This is a genomic window from Erwinia sp. S43, from assembly GCF_016624745.1.
Lineage (GTDB): Bacteria > Pseudomonadota > Gammaproteobacteria > Enterobacterales > Enterobacteriaceae > Erwinia > Erwinia coffeiphila.
This window is the reverse complement of record NZ_JACVTX010000009.1, coordinates 56,667-73,752: the sequence shown is the minus strand read 5'-3', so window position 1 is coordinate 73,752 and position 17,086 is coordinate 56,667. Positions and strand designations below refer to the sequence as shown.

Genomic DNA, 17,086 nt, shown 5'->3' with positions numbered 1-17,086 from the left:
CCCCTTTCAGAGGCTATAACAACAATGAGTAAGGCTTCATCAGTTAATGCGCCAGTCTGTGCCGGAATGGCCGTTTATCAAAAACGTTTCCCACTAGCTAAAATCAGCCTGATTCAGGCCGGGATCCTCGCACTGCTCGCGCAGAGCGCTCTTGCCACTGCTGCGGATAAAACCACCACAGCCCAGACCGACGCCAGCGTTCGGCAGGATCAGACTCTGCTGGTGACCGCTACCGCCTCCGCCACGGACAAAATTGCCCAGCCGGAGCCGTATCCGGGCGGCCAGGTTGCCTCCGGCGGCCAGTTGGGCATGCTGGGTAATAAAGACCTGCTGGATACGCCATTTTCGCAGACCAGCTATACCGCGCAGCAGATCGAGAACACCCCGGCACCGACGGTGATGCAGCTGATCGCCGATTTAAACCCGTCCGCCCGGGCCGAATGGTCCAGCCTCGGCAGCTCCGCCAGCCAGATTAACGTGCGCGGTTTTAACGTCCAGTCGCAGGATGTGGGCTTTAATGGCCTGTACGGCATGCTGCCAATCAGCAGCATCTCGCCGGATATTGCCGACCGCATCGAATTTCTGGAGGGGCCGAGCGCCTTCCTGAACGGCATGCCTCCCGGAGGTTCAGTCGGCGGTGCAGTGAATATCGTACCGAAGCGCGCCACCGATGCGCCAATCACCCGCCTGACTACCACCTACACCAGCAAGAGCCAGGTGGGTGCCAAAGTGGATATCGGCCGCCGCTTCGGCGATGAAAACCAGTTTGGCGTGCGGTTTAACGGCGCATGGTCGGAAGGGAATACCCCGGTCGACAATAATAAGAAGCATCTGGGGCTGGCGAGTATCGGGCTGGATTACCGTGGCGATCGCGCCCGCGTTTCGCTGGATGCCGGTTACCAGGATACGCTGACGCGCGGCGTAGTGCCTTATTTCTACATCCCCAGCGGCATCACCATTCCGCAGGCGCCGAAAAGTACTAACAATATCAGCCCGTCATGGACCCGCTTCGGCAATAAAGACACCTTTGGCGCACTGCGCGGCGAATACGATCTGACCGATAACGTCACCGTTCATGCCGCCGTGGGCGGGGATATCAATCACCAGAGCGATATCGAGATTGGTCAGCCGATGCTGCTGAATGACAGCGGCGATATCTCAACCACGCCGTGGATCAGCCCGGGTAAAACCAAAACCGGCTCAGCGGAAGTCGGTATCGCGGCAAAATTCACCACCGGCCCGGTTGACCACCAGATCAATGCGCAGGCCACCACGCTGCACCGCACCGTTTGGGGCGGCGGGGCCACCGTCGGCGACGAGGTCACCAACAATATTTATAACCCGAACTGGACCGACGAGCCGGATTTCCCTACGCCGTCGCTGCCGAAACAGAGTACCGCCCGGCTTTCAGGCCTGGCGCTGGGTGATACCCTCTCCATTCTTGACGATCGGGTACAGCTGACCGCCGGGGGCCGCCTGCAGCGGGTTGAGCAAAGCGACTATGACACCACCAACGGTGGCATCAGCGACAGCTACAGCAAAAATGCCCTCAGCCCTTCCGTCGCCCTGCTGGTGAAGCCGTGGCAGAATATTTCGCTGTATACCAGCTATATTCAGGGCCTGCGCCAGGGCAGTACCGTCGGTACCGGCTACGCTAACGCCGGTCATGTTTTCGCGCCGTATAAAACCAAGCAGGTTGAAGCCGGGGTGAAAGCCGACTGGGGCTACTTCGGCACCACGCTGAGCGTCTACCAGCTGACCCAGCCGTCCACCACCACCGACAGCACCACCAATACGGTGAACGAGAACGGCGAACAGCGTAACCGCGGCGTCTCGCTGCAAACCTTCGGTGAGCCGGTTGACGGCCTGCGCCTGCTCGGCGGCGTCAGCTATATTAATGCGGTGCTGACTAAAACCCAGGACGGGGCCAATGATGGTAAAACCGCCTCCGGTACGCCAAAGTGGCAGGGCAATACGGGCGTGGAGTGGGATCTGCCGTGGCTGCAGGGGCTGACACTGACCGGACGGGCGATTTATACCGGCAAGCAGTTCTTCGATACCGATACGCCGCGCCGCACGCTGCCCTCCTGGACACGGTTTGATGCCGGGCTGCGCTATCTGTTAACCGGAGTGATGGCCAAACCGGTGACCCTGCGGATGGACGTGGTTAACCTGGCGAACCGCAACTACTGGGCCAGCGCCTGCTGCGACAGCTACGTGATGTCCGGGGAACCGCGCACCGTAACGCTTTCCGCAACCGTTGATTTCTAACCCAAACCTGCCCGCCCTGCGGCGGGCCTGTTGAGTAGCGAAGATGCAGCGCCGTCAACTGCTTAAATATACTGCCCTGCTGCTGCTCACCGGCCTGCCGCAGCGGGGGTTCAGCGCGCGCTATCCTCAGCGCATCGCCACCCCCGATCGCGGCGGCACCCAGACGCTGCTGGCGCTGGGTGTGCTGCCGACGGTGAGCGTCGGCAGCGATTTTTACAACGAAATGGGCACCACGCCGTTTCTGCCCGCCGGTATCCCGGATGCCGGTGACCCTTCCGAACCCAATCTGGAACTGCTGAAGCATTACCAGGTTGAGCTGATCGTGACCGTGACCATCAGCCCGATTATTCAGCGCCAGCTGCAGCGGGTGGCACCCGTGATCGCCCTCGATATTTACCGCGACAGCGGCGATGCCTTCGCCCAGGCCTGCGACGAGACGCGGCGGCTGGCCGCACGCATTGGCCGACCGGATGCGGCCGAACGCTATATTCATGACCTGAACAACCATATCGCCGCCGCCGCAAATAACCTGCGCGCGGTGCGCCAGCGCAAGGTGATGGTGGCCGGGCTGTCGTCCGATGGCCGCCATATGACCGTCTACGGCAGGAAGAGCATTATGTCCGGGGTGCTGGCGCAGATGGGCTTTGAAGACGGCTGGCAGGGCAGCACCAATAACTTCGGTTTTACCAACGCCGGGATTGAGAGCCTGGCCAGCTATGACGATATCACCCTGCTGGTGATGGATTACGGGGAAGACACCCGTGCGGCGCGCCGCGTGCTGCATGCCAGCCCGCTTTGGCGGCTGCTGCCGGTGGTAAAACAGCGAAGGGTGCTGATGATCCCACGTTTCGAGATCTTCGGCGGACTGCCGCTGGCGGCGGAGTTCACCGACAAACTGCAGGATGCCCTGCTAAGACCGGTTTACCTGTGACACTGGTCATCCTGAACGCTGAACGCCAGCGCCATCCTGCCGCGCTGGTATGCGGCCTGCTGCTGGCCGCCCTGCTGTTTGCAGTACCGCAGTGGCTGCAATCGTTACCGCTGAACCAGCTGGCCGCCGCAGCCTTTTCGCCGTCGCCGGAGAACATCAGCCAGCTGCTGTTCCACTATTCCACGCTGCCGCGCTTCTGTATGGCGCTGCTGGCCGGAATGGGCTTTTCACTGGCCGGGCTGCTTTTCCAGCAGACCCTGCGCAACCCGCTGGCCGATCCCACCACCTTTGGCGTTTCCGCCGGGGCACAACTGATGCTGACCGTGGCCGCCATCTGGCTGCCCTCGCTGCTGCGGCTGGGCCAGGAGATGCTGGCCAGCCTTGGCGGTTTACTGGCGGCGCTGCTGATTGTCATGCAGGCGCGGCGGCAGAGCACCACGCCGCAGTCGCTGACCCTCTCCGGGCTGATGCTGACGCTGTATGCCGGCTGCCTGGCCAGCGTGATCGGTCTACTTTCCGGCAGCGATTTGCAGGGGATTTTTATCTGGAGCAGCGGCGCGCTGGAGCAGAACAGCTGGCACGGGGTGCGCTTCCTGCTGCCGCGCCTGCTGATCGCCCTGCTGCTGGCGGTCATGCTGCTGCGGACGATGAACACCTTCGCGCTGCATGATACCGCCGCCCGTAGCCTGGGCGTGCCGGTACAGCGGGTGCGAATGCTGGCGCTGCTGCTGGGGACGCTGCTGTGCGCCTCGGTGATGAGCGTGACCGGAATCATCGGTTTTATCGGCATGGCCGCCCCGGTGCTGGTGCGGCTGGGCGGCGCACGGCGGCTTGCCCAGCAGCTGCTGTGGACGCCGCTGATGGGCGGTGCCCTGCTTTTGCTGACCGACCAGCTGGCACAGTGGCTGGCCCGCTGGGGTTTCGGGGTGCCGACCGGCACGCTGACCGCGCTGCTTGGCGCGCCGCTGCTGATCTGGCTGATCCCCCGACTGAAGCAGCACAGCCTGCCGAAAGCCAGCGCGGCCGGTGCCGGGGTGCGCCGCGCGGCCGCGCCACGGGTGCTGTGGCCAATGGCCGTGGCAGTCACGTCGCTGCTGCTGCTGGCGCTGTGTTTTGGCCGCGTTCCCGACGGCTGGGCGTTCAGCTGGGGAACGCCGCTGGATGCGCTGCTCTCCCTGCGCGGTCCACGGGTGCTGGGCGCAGCCTGCGCCGGGGCGATGCTCGGCGTGGCCGGGGTGCTGGTGCAGCGGTTAACCGCTAACCCGATGAGCAGCCCGGAGCTGCTGGGCATCTCCTCAGGTGCCTCGCTGGGGGTGATGCTGACGCTGCTGGTCGCTGCTGCGGCCACCTCCGGCCTGCTGCTGGCCGGGGCCGGTCTGGGCGCGCTGCTGGCACTGGTCGCCATGCTGCTCACCGGCCGCCGCGCCGCGTTCAGCGCCGATAAGCTGCTGCTGACCGGGATTGGCCTGAGCACGGTAATCAATGCCGTTACCGCATTAATGATGACCACTATCACCCCGCAGACCATGGTGCTACAGGACTGGCTGGCCGGATCGACCTACCGCATTCTGCCCGGCCAGGCCGTGGCGCTGACCGGCCTGGCACTGGTGCTGACCGTCGTGGCGCTGCTGCACGGTCGCTGGTTGCTGCTGCTGTCGCTGGGCGATGACGTTGCGCGTGGCCAGGGCGTGCCACTGAATCGGGCGCGCGGCGCGATAGTGATCCTGACCGCCCTGCTCACCGCCGCCGCTACGCTGCTGGTGGGTCCGCTGACCTTTGCCGGGCTGATGGCGCCGCACCTGGCGCGGATGAGCGGCCTTCAGCGCCCCGCCGGACAGATGCTCGGCGCGGCGCTGGGCGGTGCGGGCATTATGCTGCTGGCGGACTGGCTTGGTCGTAACCTGATTTATCCGCAGCAGCTGCCCGCCGGGCTGCTGGCGACCTTTATCGGTGCCCCCTGGTATCTGCTGTTAATGAGAAGAAAACCATGAATTCCGCTTCCCGCCGCTTTCCACTGACCCGGGTCACCCTGGGCCTGATCCGCCCGTTCTGGCTGACGCTGCTGTTTGCCACCGCCGTCGGGATACTCAGCGGTTTCGCCACTACCGCCCTGCTGGGGCAGATCAATCACTCGCTGCAGGCCGGGGAACTGTCGCTGTCGTTCTGGGCCGCCTTTGCACTGCTGCTGGTGGGCGGCACCTGCGGCCAGTCGCTGGCGGGCTGCATTAATAGTCACCTGGGGCAGCGGATGATTGCCGGGATGCGCAAGGAGCTTTCCGCACGGATACTGCAGGCACCGATTTGGGCGATCGAACAGTTTCGCCCGCACCGGATGCTGGCGGTATTGAATGACGATGTTGATACCGTCAGCGCCTTCACCTACAACTTTGCCAGCTACATTATCAACTTCTCGATTGCGCTGGCGGGACTGCTGTATCTGCTGTATCTCTCGCCGCTGATTTTCGCCATTTCGCTGCTGTTTCTGCTGGGCGGCATGCTGCTGACCGGGCGATCGCGCCGCGGCTGGATCGCCGATTACCAGCAGGTGCGCCACGCGCAGGACAGCCTGCAGAAGCAGTACCTGGCAATTATCCAGGGGGCAAAGGAGCTGCGGCTGGATCGCGGCCGCCGGGCGGCGGTATATCACCGGGGTCTGAGCCGCGACGTTGATGCTATCGCCCGGCTGAAAGGCCGGGCGATGACCCGCATGTGGATAATTGACGGGGTGGCCTCGGCGCTGTTCTTTATCGCCATTGCCCTGATGCTGGTGGGTAAACCCTGGCTGAATGCCGGGCAGCTGACCATCGGCGCGGCGGTGATTGTGCTGCTGTATATCAAATCGCCGTTCGACCAGTTGGCCGGCGGGCTGGCGATTGCCGACCAGGCGCGCATTGCCCTGCGGCGGCTGGCCGAACTGGCCGACAGCTTTCAGACCCCGGAACCGGATATTCTACTGGACAGCCCCGCTCCGGCCGATGCGCTGCCGCTGCACAGCCTGACGTTGCAGCAGCTAAGCTGGCGCTATGAGGGCGGACAGCCGTTCGCCATCGGGCCGCTGGACCTGACGCTGCGCCCCGGCCAGATCACGTTTATCACCGGCGATAACGGCTCGGGCAAAACCACGCTAATCAAACTGCTGCTGGGGCTGTACGTGCCGCAGCAGGGTGCGGTGTTGCTTAACGGCCAGCCGGTTTCCGACGCGCAGGGCGACGACTACCGCCAGCTGTTCAGTACGGTATTCAGCGACTATTTTCTGTTTGACGAGCTGCTGCATCCCGAAATAAGCACCGGGCAGCTGGCACCGCTGCTGACAAAACTCCAGTTAAACGGCAAAGTTGCCGTGGAAAACCAGCGCTTCACCACCACCGAACTTTCCACCGGGCAGCGCAAACGGCTGGCGCTACTGCACGCCTGGCTGGACGACCGCCCGGCGATTATCTTTGATGAATGGGCAGCCGACCAGGACCCCACCTTCCGCCAGCGCTTTTATACCGAATTTCTGCCCGAGCTGAAGGCGCAAAACAAGCTGGTGGTGGCGATCTCCCACGATGACCGCTATTTTTCCGTGGCAGACCAGCTGATCACCCTGCGCAACGGGGAAATCGTGACGCAATAAGGCACGACAAACGGGTGCGATGCGCCGGTTTTATCAGGGAAATGAGGAAAATAACGACATTTTGCTGCATCCTTCAGCAAACGGTAGTGTTTTAAGTAAAAGGGTTTTGACATCTACCCTGAGGGCCATTAGTATTCGCCCCGTTCACACGATTCCTCTGTAGTTCAGTCGGTAGAACGGCGGACTGTTAATCCGTATGTCACTGGTTCGAGTCCAGTCAGAGGAGCCATATTTAGAGAAGCCCGCTTAAGGAAACTTAAGCGGGCTTTTTGTTTTTCATGCCACTTTACGAATTACAGTACAAATCCGTAGTGAGAACCATCAGGCAGTTCAATATCCAGGCGAAGTTTACCGCCTGTGGCTTCAACATAGCGTTTAAGGGTGGAAAGCTTGAGGTCGCGCCCCGGTTTTTCCATCCCTGCAATGGTCGGTTGTTTGATGCCCAGCGCCTGCGCCATTTCCACCTGAGTTTTCTGCACTTTCTCACGCAGTTCGGCATGGTGAATGTTGAGCAGGATGTCCGTCGCCATCGCCTGAGCTTTGGCCACGACTTCAGGTTTTTCATCCGCAATAAGCTGCTCCAGCGTTCTGCCCATCGCGTTACTCCTTTCTTAATGTGTTCAGCCAAAACATTTCCCGCTGATGTGATGAAATGCTGAGTGGTCACTGGTGAATATCGCTTTCTCGATCTCCTGCCTGCAAGAACAGGCAGAAGATCGGGAGGAACTGCACTCAGGCACCTAACGCTGCCTTCACCGCCTGATAATCCCAGTAATATTTCCCATCTTCCTTGTAGCACATGGCGACATGAGTACCGGCGTATTTTACGGCGTCCGGGCATTTGGCTTTATTGACGGACGCGGCGTTGTAAAGCACCACAATTTTCAGTTTATCTTTTACTGCTTTTTCGCATTCGTAGGTAATATAACTACGATGGTCGACCGCCCGCCCCCTGTCGCAATACTCCCACAGGCTGTTGTAGCTCGCACAATATCGACAGCCACCGCTTCTGGCATCTTTGGTATTACGACCCACAATCAGTACGAAGGTTTTTGACGCATTAAGCCGGGTAGCTAAAGAAGCCTTGATGCTGCAATTCAGGCTGCTGTCCCTGGCCTGGGTTAAACTATGTGCATCGGTGAAAGACAAACTCCAGTAATTATTTTCATTCCATGTATGCAGCTGCTCAATGGCATCACTGTCGCCATCCCATTCCCCGGCCAGATAGGTTTTTGTACGATAGACCATAAAAGCTCACTCCTCTGTTGTGTTGAGCGTTATGTGAAATTTCGGGAAAGTGAAGCCGCGATAATAAAAATCCGCTTCACCCCCTATCCGAATGTTTGAAAATGAACTTAATAAATACGGCCAGGCTGATTATATGAAAAAATTCATAGCCCATTTTTAGATGACTGAAGTTCGAAGAGATTAATTTTTTTTATCTTATCCTGATGGATAACAATGGTGAGCTTTGCAGGATAGGAAAAGCGCATCTCACTCACGCGGAATGTCCACAGCATAATCTTCAGCAACTCTTCATCGCTAATTCCCCTGTGCTCCTTTATTCGGGTTATTCCGGAACCGAAAATGGGCACGGAAACACTCTCCATGGCATAAACGCGATTAACGCGATCCCAGAAGTTAATCAAAAACGTCAGGTATTCGGCCATTGTCAGGCGAGCTTCATTATACTCACTAAAACGGGCAAATGCCGTCAGCAGATAATCTTGCCAGACGCAAATGGTCCCCAGCTGGTAACGCTGTTTCTTCCCGCTCACTCGCTCTTCATTGACGCCAATCATATCTTCCCGTTCGAAACGATAGTTAGCGATATGCTCATCAAGCTCCGCCAGGTCGCGGTTAAGGTGTTTATTGATGAAAATGCCGTTAAGGCTGCGGCTGGCAATGATCTTCTCATCGACCTGTGTATCAAAGTATTCGTTGAACGCGATGGCTTTCAGACCCGGCTGACTAAAAATATCACCAGCCTTAATCGTCACCGTCGTTCCGTCAACGGTTAAATCGATAGAAGTTAATTTATTCGCCCGACGCCATACAAACGCGTAGATGCCGAGCAAAAGAAGGATACATATAATGCCAGCGAGCGTTTTACATTCATCGGGAATATCCCAGAAGAGGATGTAAGCGGTGATAGCACCGGTAATACCCGAGGCATATTTAAAAAATTCATCCCTGACTTTCTTATCAAACAGTTTAACCTTTAACATCTCTGCTCGCTCCCTGCGTTAAGACGTATAACGATACGCTCCGGAATCAATCTTACCGTTAACGGTAAAATCCTTATCGCCAAGCGCGCGCGTAATTAATTCCTTATTCAGCGGAACATGGAGAGTAGCTACGGACGACATTGAATTTTTGAGCACAGGGATTTTTTCCCACAGATCCTTTATCGACTGTTTAAGATTATTATTTTCCAGCAAACTCTTCGCCGTATCATATTCTGGATAAATAACAATAACCGGCAGTCCCCGATCGTTTATACCATAGTCAATTTCTTCTATCAGAGCGCGGGAAGATTTGGTTTGCGAGCTCAAAAAAAGCACGATATTTTTTGAATGTTTCAGGCGCTGCCGCAGACGAGGCTTAAGTGTTTTTTCCCAATCGCTGCCATCCCTGACATTGTAGGTTTTATCATGCGAGTCAATAAAGGGGAACGTATCATCTTTCGCTTCCCACATACGCAGCATGTTGTAATAAACAAAATCTTTTGTTGCATGAGCACCTAAATTCCCTTCATGAAAAGGTTCCGCAACGTAAAAGGCGCAATAGTTTCCATTCCTGTACGACATCCCATACCTCGAGTTTTTAAAAGATAATAGCCATGCCATATTATATATATTGGAGTTACATTAAATCCATACGGTAAATAATGAATTAGCTGGAAGCTCATTCCAGTAATCGTGCTAATTTAACGGTGTTTTATAACGTGATTACTCATCAAAACAGCGCTGCGCCAAAACGACATAGCAGAATCACAGCGGGGCCGATCAGAATGCTCTCCACCAGCCGGGCCGCTACCCCTGGCACAGCCATAAAAAAACCAGGTATAATCTCTGACATCATTCAACGGATTCAGAAGCGAAGATGTCAAAACTCACCTTACAAGAGCAGATGCTCAAAGCTGGCTTAGTGAGCAGCAAAAAGATGGAAAAAGTGCAACGAACGGCGAAGAAATCGCGGGTGCAGGCGCGTGAAGCAAGGGAAGCCGTGGAAGAAAATAAGAAGGCGCAGATTGAGCGCGACAAGCAGCTGAGCGAACAGCAGAAGCAGGCCTCGTTAGCGAAAGAGTATAAAGCGCAGGTAAAACAGCTGATTGAGATGAACCGTATCATCATCTCAAAAGGCGATATCGGCTTTAACTTTACCGATGGCACGCTGATTAAGAAAATTTTTGTGGATAAAACGACTCAGGCCCAGCTGATTAACGGCCGTCTGGCGATTGCACGTCTTGGCGTAGATAACGTGGGTGAAAATACCTACGCAATTATCCCGGCCGTCGTTGCCGATAAAATCGCCCAGCGCGATGCCAGCAGCATTGTGTTAAACAGCACGCTGAGCCAGGAAGAGCAGGATGAGGACGATCCGTACGCCGATTTCAAAGTGCCGGACGATCTGATGTGGTGATACCCGCGCAATGCGGTTCGAAGAATGAGCTGACTTTCGTGTCGGCTCATCTCAGGCTGCGGTGTCCGATCGCCGCAGCATCAGCATCAGCATCAGCATCAGCAAGATCAGAACGGCGCTTCACAACGGGCTTCAATACGCTCTCCGCTAAGCGGATGGTTAAAATGCAGCTCGCTGGCATGCAGCTTCAGCCGCGCAGCCTTCTCTGTTCCGGGCAGCCGCAGCCCGCCGTAAAGATCGCAGCCTAAAATTGGATGCCCCAGATGCTGGCAGTGGATACGCAGCTGATGCGTGCGCCCGGTTTCCGGCGTCAGCTCAACTCGCGTTAGCGGCAGGAATGTTCCATCTGGCAGCTGGCGCTCGAAGCGCTCAACCACCCGATAGCGGGAGCGTGCAGGTTTCCCATTGACGGCGCATATCGACATCAACGGGAAAAGCGCAGGATCTTTGGCAATAGGCGCATCAATGAGCCCTTCATCAGCGACCACATGCCCGCAGAGCAGAGCGCTGTAAATCTTGCTCACCGATCGCTGGCTGAACTGCTGGCACAGTGCAGCGTTGACGACCTTATTGCGGGCGATCACCATCAGTCCGGAAGTGCCAAAATCCAGGCGATGCACCAGCGTACAGCCGGGAAAAATTTTAACCAGCCGGTGGTGAACCGAATCAAGGTTCTGCGGATTTTTCCCCGACAGACTCAGCAGCCCGCTGGGTTTATCGATCAGCACCAGATGTTGATCCTGATAGAGCGTTTCGATGCTGTCATGGCACGGCGGAGCAATAAAGGTGTCGATAATCTCGGACATCAGGTCACCCGTAGCGAAAGTGGCTGCGGATAATAACCCATTTTAAGCCGGGGAACGAATTTGCGACGGGGTTACTGACCCGGTCCTTACTCCTTCTGATTAATGCCCTGCCCCGCCAACCTGGCACAGCTGAAATTTATCATCCAGACTGATAGCAAAGGCGTGGTCTGCGCGGGGATTGTGTTTTACACTGCGCGCTGCAAAAACCGAGTAGATAAACGATTAAGTAGGCAAAAATGGCGATGAACGGAACGATCACAACCTGGTTTAAAGACAAAGGCTTTGGATTTATCAAAGATGAAAACGGCGACAACCGTTATTTTCATGTGATCAAAGTCGCCAACCCGGACCTGATAAAGAAAGACGCGGCGGTTACCTTCGAACCAACCACCAATAACAAGGGCCTGTCCGCCTTCAACGTCAAGGTCGCTCCAGAGAGCAAATACATCTTTATTGCCGGTGAACGAATTAAACTCACCTCGATCAAATCCTGGCTGGTTTACAACGAAGAAGTGCCTGCCGACACCCGCATTGATAAAGAACATGTGGTGTTGTCCGTGGGTGCGCTGATGAGCAGCATTAAACCTAAAGCTGCCGTGAATCCTGACGAAATGCGTTCAATAAAAAAACTGGCGATCAACACCTTCCAGGGGACGACATTAATCTTCTCGGAAGATGAGATAGACGTGGATGCCACGGTGAAAATGCTGAAGATCTGAGATCGATCGCGCTGACAGACCGGCAAAACAGAGAATAACTGGATAACGATATTCACAGGGCCAGACAAAGCACACCACAGCTGGCCCGGTGCTAACACCCGGAGCAAACAATGAGCAATAACATCCCTCTGAAATACTACGATATGGCCGAAGAATATGCGGAGGAAACCGCGCTGCCGGTGAATGAGGCAGAGTTTGATTCACTGGCACATTACTTCCAGCTACTGCTCACCCGCCTGGCGAACAATGAAGAGATCAGCGAAGAAGCGCAGGGAGAGATGGCAGCGGAAGCCGGTATTAAAGCGGAGCGGATTGACGACATCGCCAATTTCCTCAATCAGTGGGGCAACGAGTAACTCACTGAACAGCAGGCCGCCTCTGCCCTCAGCAAAAGCGGCCTGCTCATCGTTACTGCATCTGTCCCCTTCAGGCTCTGACAGGTTTCGGCTTACATCGCCTCTGCTTAGTGCAATTACGCTTGCAGCATCCTTCTCCGGCGCAACCGCACGCCGGGCAGCATGGTCAGCATAGCGATCGCGGCCAGGACCAGCCCCAGCAGAATCGGTGAGCGAAAACCCAACCCGGCATCAATAGCGTAGCCGCCGCCCCACGACCCAACCACCACGCCAAGGCAGATCACCGAGGTATGCAGAGTATTAATCAGCGAGGTGTTTTCGGTCACCCTGAACACCCTGGCGGACATCGCGGGCGTCAACGTAATCCCGGTCAGTCCCATCATCATCACCGATAGCAGCACGGCGGTTTTACTTTCCACCAGCGTGTAAAGCCCGATCAGCGCCGCAATTAATAGCAGGCCACCGTAAAATATCACCCGCAGCGGTATTTTATCCGCCACGCGGCCAACGATAATATTGCCGATCACGCTGCATAAACCGTAGGCAAACAGAATGGCGGGGATCGATTTTGTTGAGAAGCCCGCCGCGCCGGAAAAATAAGGCACGAAATAGCTGAATACGGCAAAGGTGGCGGCAATAATAAAGAAGCTGGTGCTGTAGGCCAGCCACAGTCCGGCGTGAAATACAGAATTCACCTCAGCCCGAATACTGCCCTGTTTTTCCGCCTTCACCTCGGGAACAAACAGCATAATTCCCAGCGCAGCCAGCGCGGTCAGCACAATCACCAGAGAAAATGCCGCACGCCAGCCGAGATAGCGATCGAGCAGCGCTGACAGCGGCAGGCCAAAAACCATCGCTATCATCATTCCACCTAACACAATCGACGCCGCCACGCCAAAACGGGCAGGATCGACCATCTTCGACGCCGCCAGCAGAGCAAAACCAAAGAATGCGGCAGAGGATAAACCGGTAAAGAATCGCGCCACCGCCAGCAGTTCCCAGGAGTGCGAAAAAGTCGCCACGCTCTGCGCCGCAAGAAACAGCAGGCTGATCACGAGCAGCGCGGTCTTATTACCCACCTTAATTAAAACGGCCGCCAGCAGCGGACCGCCAACCACCATCCCCAGTGAATAAATGGTGATCAGATAACCGATATCGGGAATGGAAACCTGCAGGTCCTGCGCCATCGAACTGATTAATCCGGCCACCATAAATTCAGACGTGGTCATGGCAAATAACGTAAATCCCAGTATATATATTGGCAAAGGCATAATAACCATCCGGTAGTAATACAGCGTTTTAGATGATTCCGACCTTAATTTAAAAATCGCTGTCCGGTAAACGCGCCGATATTCATATTGGTTATGATAAAAATCATAAGCATCCTGTTATCCCTGAAGTGACAAACTCGCTAATATAGTCGGGCGATATTCCGCAGCGGCAAACAGAGAATGGCAACGACATGGATCTGAACGCGTTAAAAATATTCGTTAAGGTCGGCGAGCTGCAAAGCTTTACCCGTGCGGCGCATGCACTGGGCTTCACTCAGTCCGGCATCTCCCGTTCGGTGGCGCGGCTGGAGGAAGACCTGAAAATTTCGCTGATCAACCGCAACACCCACAGCATCAGCCTGACGCCGGACGGGCAGTTTCTCTATGCAGCCTCCAGGGGACTGATCCGGCAGATGGATGAGATTGAGCACCGCTTAGATCAGCGCAGCAGCGTGGTTGAAGGCGCGCTGAAAATCACCACGCCCTCCGCCTTTGGCCGCCTGGTCGCCATGCCGCTGCTGGCGGACATGCTGCATCGCCACCCGCAGCTGACCATTGATACCGTAATGAGCGATCGCGTGGTGGATATCATTGAGGACGGTTTTGATGCCGCCATTCGCATCGGCGACGTTGAGGATCAGCAGGTGATCGCCCGCCGGATAAAAGATCTGCGGCTGGTCACCGTCGCTTCCCCGTCCTTCGTTGCACGTTACGGTAGCCCCGCGATGCCTGCCGAACTCAGCCATTTCAACTGCCTGACGGTGAAAGGGCAAAAGGACGGACGCAGCACCGACTGGATGTTCCGCCATCAGGGCGAAGATCTGCGGGTCAGCGTGACGGGAAATATGAGCGTCGATAACGCCGATGTGCTGCTGGACGCCGCGCTCAACGGCATCGGGCTGGTGCAGGTGATGGATTTCGCCGTGGAACCGCTGATTGCCAGCGGCAAATTGGTGGAAGTACTGCCCGACTTTTCCGGCTTTACCCGCCCGCTGCATCTTATCTATTCGCCCTCCCGCCACCGTTCACCGAAGATCACCGCGCTGTTGCAGGCTTTCGGCGTTGTCGATTTGGAAACGGCGGTGAAAGCGCGCTAGATGCCGCCAGAACATTATTTTATACTGGCCCCTGTCGCTATAACGCCAGGAGTAGCAGGATGAAAAGCACCGACCTCTCGCTGTTTCTGGCCGAATCTTACGGCCTGCAGTTCCTCAAACCACCACAGGCCACGCCGCTTTCAGACGGCCATTTCCGCTATCTGAAAACTCCGGCGGCGACATTTTCGCAGTTCAGCGCTTTCAGCGATGCACTCGCGCCCTGCCGCGATACGCCTTTCAGCAACCAGGTGGTATTTAAACTGGTCACAGAGGGGGATATACGCATCGAAAACCGCTTCGGCGAGCTGTCCCTGCCGCACGGTTCCCTGTCATTAATGCCGTGGAATCCGCAGTTTGAAGAGACATTTACCGCGCCCACCTCGCTGTATGTCATCGGCTGCGACCGTGCGCTGTGCCAGCGCATTATGCCACTCGCAAAGCAGCATGGCGGCTACTCAACGCAGCTTGCCACTGAAGATTTCGCCTGGCTGACGCAGCTGATCGATCAGTATGTTTCCCAGTCGCAGCAGCTCAGCCCTGCACTGGCCACCATCGGCAGCCAGATGATTATCGCCACGCTGGGCGAGGTGTTGTTAAGCAGCGAAAAAGTTACCAGCGCGAAGAAAGTGTCGAAAATGCACAATATCGTCGCCATTAAGGACTATATTGCGTTGAATTTGCAGGCGCAGGATCTGAGTCCCGAAACGATCGCCGATCATATGCGCCTGAGCGTTAACTACATGAACCGCATTCTGGCGGAAGAAGGCCTGTCGCTGATGAAGCTGGTCTGGCAGATGCGGCTGGAAGAGGCTCGCTGCCTGCTGACCCGGCCGCTGACCAGCGGCATGCAAATGGCCGAAATTGCCTGGCAGTGCGGTTTCAGCAGCCAGTCCCATTTTTCCCAGGCGTTCCGTCGGCATTTTGGCCTCAGCCCAAGGGAAATGCGGGCAGCGCGCCCGCATTAACGTCCGTATTATTTGCAGCTAACGGTGCGCACCGAGCGCCGGTGCGAATACACATCAAAGCTGGCTTTGCCGTGATATTTTCCCATTCCCGATGGCCCAATGCCGCCAAACGGCAGTTCTGCCGATAACACGTGGGTCAGAATATCGTTGATCTGCGCATCGCCCGACTGGATTGATTTAATAAACGCCAGCGCGCGCTCTTCATCGCGGCTGAACGCATACAGCGCCAGCGGTTTAGCATGGCGGGTGATGATGTTCTGACGGCATTCGTCCAGATCGGCGTAGGTAATAATCGGCAGGATCGGCCCAAAGATCTCATCCTGCATCAGCGCATCGTCCCAGCCAACGTGCGTCACCACCGTTGGTTCAAACTGCCGGGAAGCCTTATCGTAACCGCCGCCGACCACCACGTTACCACCGGTTTTTTCCAGATAGCCTGCCAGCTTTTCAATCTGCCGCTCGCTGACTACTTTGCCGATCGACTGCCCGTTGAAACCGGCCCGTAGCGCCGCCGCCAGCTTCGATGCCAGCGTATCCCGCAGCGCCTCCGGCACCAGCAGATAGTCCGGTGCTACGCAGGTTTGCCCGCTATTCAGGTATTTACTGAAGGCCAGCCGCTCAACCAGATGGTCCAGATCGGCGTCCTCAAACACCACCACCGGGCATTTACCGCCAAGCTCCAGCACCACCGGGGCCAGATGCTCGGCGGCGGCCTTCATCACGATCTTGCCCACCGCCGGGCTGCCGGTGAAGAAGAAGAAATCAAACGGCAGCGACAGCAGGATTTCATTTTCCGCCCGGCCTCCTTCAACCACCGCTACCCACTCCGCGGCAAAAGCCTGCTCCACCACGGCCTTAATGACCGCCGAGGTGGCGGGTGTGGCCTCTGAAGGCTTGATAATGGCCGTATTGCCCGCGGCAATCGCCCCCACCAGCGGCGTCAGCGCCAGATTAAACGGATAGTTGAACGGGCCGATGATATAGCAAACACCGTACGGTTCAGCGCAGATGCGCCCTTCGGAACCGGCGAGAAAACCGCTGAGGGGAAACACCTCATCTTCAGCCCACCCGGCCAGCCCGGCCAGCACGCCGTCAATTTCCTCGATGACTGCGCCGATTTCCGCCAGATCGACGATGTCCGGCGTTTTACCCAAATCGCTTTCCAGCGCGTGATGAATTGCCTCGCGGTTAGCCAGGATAGCCTGCTTCAGCTTGTGCAACGCCGCAGTACGCTGCTCAACGCTCTGCGTTTTACCGGCAAGAAATGCCCGCTTCTGACCATGAAAGAGTTCGGTAATACCCTGTTGATTAATCATTTCTATTCTTTGCTCCCGTCATTAATAGCATTCGTTACGTTTCCGCAGCGCGGTATGAATATCGTCAGCGGTAAAAACGTTAATTCATACTTT

Annotated in this window: 16 protein-coding genes and 1 tRNA gene; 10 read left to right on the top strand and 7 right to left on the bottom strand. The window is 56.6% G+C overall.

The annotated features are described in order from the left end of the window. The first annotated feature begins 24 nt into the window (after positions 1–24). From IBT47_RS13110 to IBT47_RS13090, 5 genes are all read left to right on the top strand, one after another. Complete coding sequence (locus tag IBT47_RS13110) at positions 25–2,271, top strand: TonB-dependent siderophore receptor (protein WP_200560761.1); 2,247 nt, start codon at positions 25–27, stop codon at positions 2,269–2,271. 43 nt (positions 2,272–2,314) lie between these two features. After that, entirely contained in the window at positions 2,315–3,202 is an 888-nt protein-coding gene (locus tag IBT47_RS13105) for an ABC transporter substrate-binding protein (RefSeq protein ID WP_200560760.1), read from the top strand. Further along, positions 3,199–5,193, top strand: coding sequence for a Fe(3+)-hydroxamate ABC transporter permease FhuB (gene fhuB / locus IBT47_RS13100; RefSeq protein WP_200560759.1), 1,995 nt, complete (start codon positions 3,199–3,201; stop codon positions 5,191–5,193). Before IBT47_RS13105 ends, fhuB begins: the two co-directional genes overlap by 4 nt. Next, positions 5,190–6,818 carry a cyclic peptide export ABC transporter gene (locus IBT47_RS13095; RefSeq protein WP_200560758.1) on the top strand — a complete coding sequence of 543 codons (1,629 nt, stop codon included), beginning with the start codon at positions 5,190–5,192 and terminating at the stop codon, positions 6,816–6,818. Before fhuB ends, IBT47_RS13095 begins: the two co-directional genes overlap by 4 nt. A 153-nt stretch (positions 6,819–6,971) precedes the next feature. Continuing rightward, a tRNA-Asn gene (locus IBT47_RS13090) sits at positions 6,972–7,047 on the top strand. A 64-nt stretch (positions 7,048–7,111) separates the two neighbouring features. On the opposite strand, the gene IBT47_RS13085 is transcribed toward IBT47_RS13090, so the two are convergent. From IBT47_RS13085 to IBT47_RS13070, 4 genes are all read right to left on the bottom strand, one after another. Then, positions 7,112–7,414: a helix-turn-helix domain-containing protein gene (locus IBT47_RS13085; RefSeq protein WP_200560757.1), complete on the bottom strand. Its 303-nt coding sequence runs from the start codon at positions 7,412–7,414 to the stop codon at positions 7,112–7,114. 136 nt (positions 7,415–7,550) lie between these two features. Beyond that, positions 7,551–8,066 (bottom strand): molecular chaperone Tir, encoded by a 516-nt coding sequence (locus IBT47_RS13080; RefSeq protein ID WP_200560756.1) that lies wholly within the window; start codon positions 8,064–8,066, stop codon positions 7,551–7,553. A 143-nt stretch (positions 8,067–8,209) separates the two neighbouring features. Then, positions 8,210–9,046 carry a macro domain-containing protein gene (locus IBT47_RS13075; protein ID WP_200560755.1) on the bottom strand — a complete coding sequence of 279 codons (837 nt, stop codon included), beginning with the start codon at positions 9,044–9,046 and terminating at the stop codon, positions 8,210–8,212. An 18-nt stretch (positions 9,047–9,064) separates the two neighbouring features. Continuing rightward, a complete protein-coding gene (locus IBT47_RS13070) occupies positions 9,065–9,628 on the bottom strand; it encodes a TIR domain-containing protein (protein ID WP_200560754.1) in 564 nt (187 codons plus the stop codon). Positions 9,629–9,923: 295 nt separating this feature from the next. Between IBT47_RS13070 and IBT47_RS13065 the strand changes: the two genes are divergently transcribed. Continuing rightward, entirely contained in the window at positions 9,924–10,463 is a 540-nt protein-coding gene (locus tag IBT47_RS13065) for a DUF2058 domain-containing protein (protein WP_105592624.1), read from the top strand. Between the two features lie 107 nt (positions 10,464–10,570). Here IBT47_RS13065 and IBT47_RS13060 read toward each other — a convergent pair whose 3' ends face one another. Continuing rightward, positions 10,571–11,269, bottom strand: coding sequence for an RluA family pseudouridine synthase (locus IBT47_RS13060; RefSeq protein ID WP_200560753.1), 699 nt, complete (start codon positions 11,267–11,269; stop codon positions 10,571–10,573). Between the two features lie 236 nt (positions 11,270–11,505). Here IBT47_RS13060 and IBT47_RS13055 point away from each other — a divergent pair, with 236 nt between their 5' ends. Together IBT47_RS13055 and IBT47_RS13050 are read left to right on the top strand one after the other, a co-directional pair. Beyond that, the gene (locus IBT47_RS13055) at positions 11,506–11,988 is read left to right on the top strand and encodes a cold-shock protein (protein ID WP_105592626.1); all 483 of its coding nucleotides are present in this window, start codon (positions 11,506–11,508) and stop codon (positions 11,986–11,988) included. Between the two features lie 110 nt (positions 11,989–12,098). Then, the gene (locus tag IBT47_RS13050; protein WP_200560752.1) at positions 12,099–12,344 is read left to right on the top strand and encodes a DUF2543 family protein; all 246 of its coding nucleotides are present in this window, start codon (positions 12,099–12,101) and stop codon (positions 12,342–12,344) included. Positions 12,345–12,460: 116 nt separating this feature from the next. Here the strand turns inward: IBT47_RS13050 and IBT47_RS13045 are convergent, their stop codons facing one another. Then, on the bottom strand, positions 12,461–13,615 hold the full coding sequence (locus IBT47_RS13045; RefSeq protein ID WP_255569905.1) for an MFS transporter: 1,155 nt from the start codon (positions 13,613–13,615) through the stop codon (positions 12,461–12,463). A gap of 191 nt (positions 13,616–13,806) precedes the next feature. Here IBT47_RS13045 and IBT47_RS13040 point away from each other — a divergent pair, with 191 nt between their 5' ends. Next, positions 13,807–14,712, top strand: coding sequence for a LysR family transcriptional regulator (locus IBT47_RS13040; protein WP_200560750.1), 906 nt, complete (start codon positions 13,807–13,809; stop codon positions 14,710–14,712). Between the two features lie 59 nt (positions 14,713–14,771). Continuing rightward, a complete protein-coding gene (locus IBT47_RS13035) occupies positions 14,772–15,677 on the top strand; it encodes a helix-turn-helix transcriptional regulator (protein WP_200560749.1) in 906 nt (301 codons plus the stop codon). A gap of 8 nt (positions 15,678–15,685) precedes the next feature. Here the strand turns inward: IBT47_RS13035 and mdlD are convergent, their stop codons facing one another. Continuing rightward, a complete protein-coding gene (mdlD, locus tag IBT47_RS13030; RefSeq protein ID WP_200560748.1) occupies positions 15,686–16,993 on the bottom strand; it encodes an NAD(P)-dependent benzaldehyde dehydrogenase MdlD in 1,308 nt (435 codons plus the stop codon). Between the last annotated feature and the right edge of the window lie 93 nt (positions 16,994–17,086).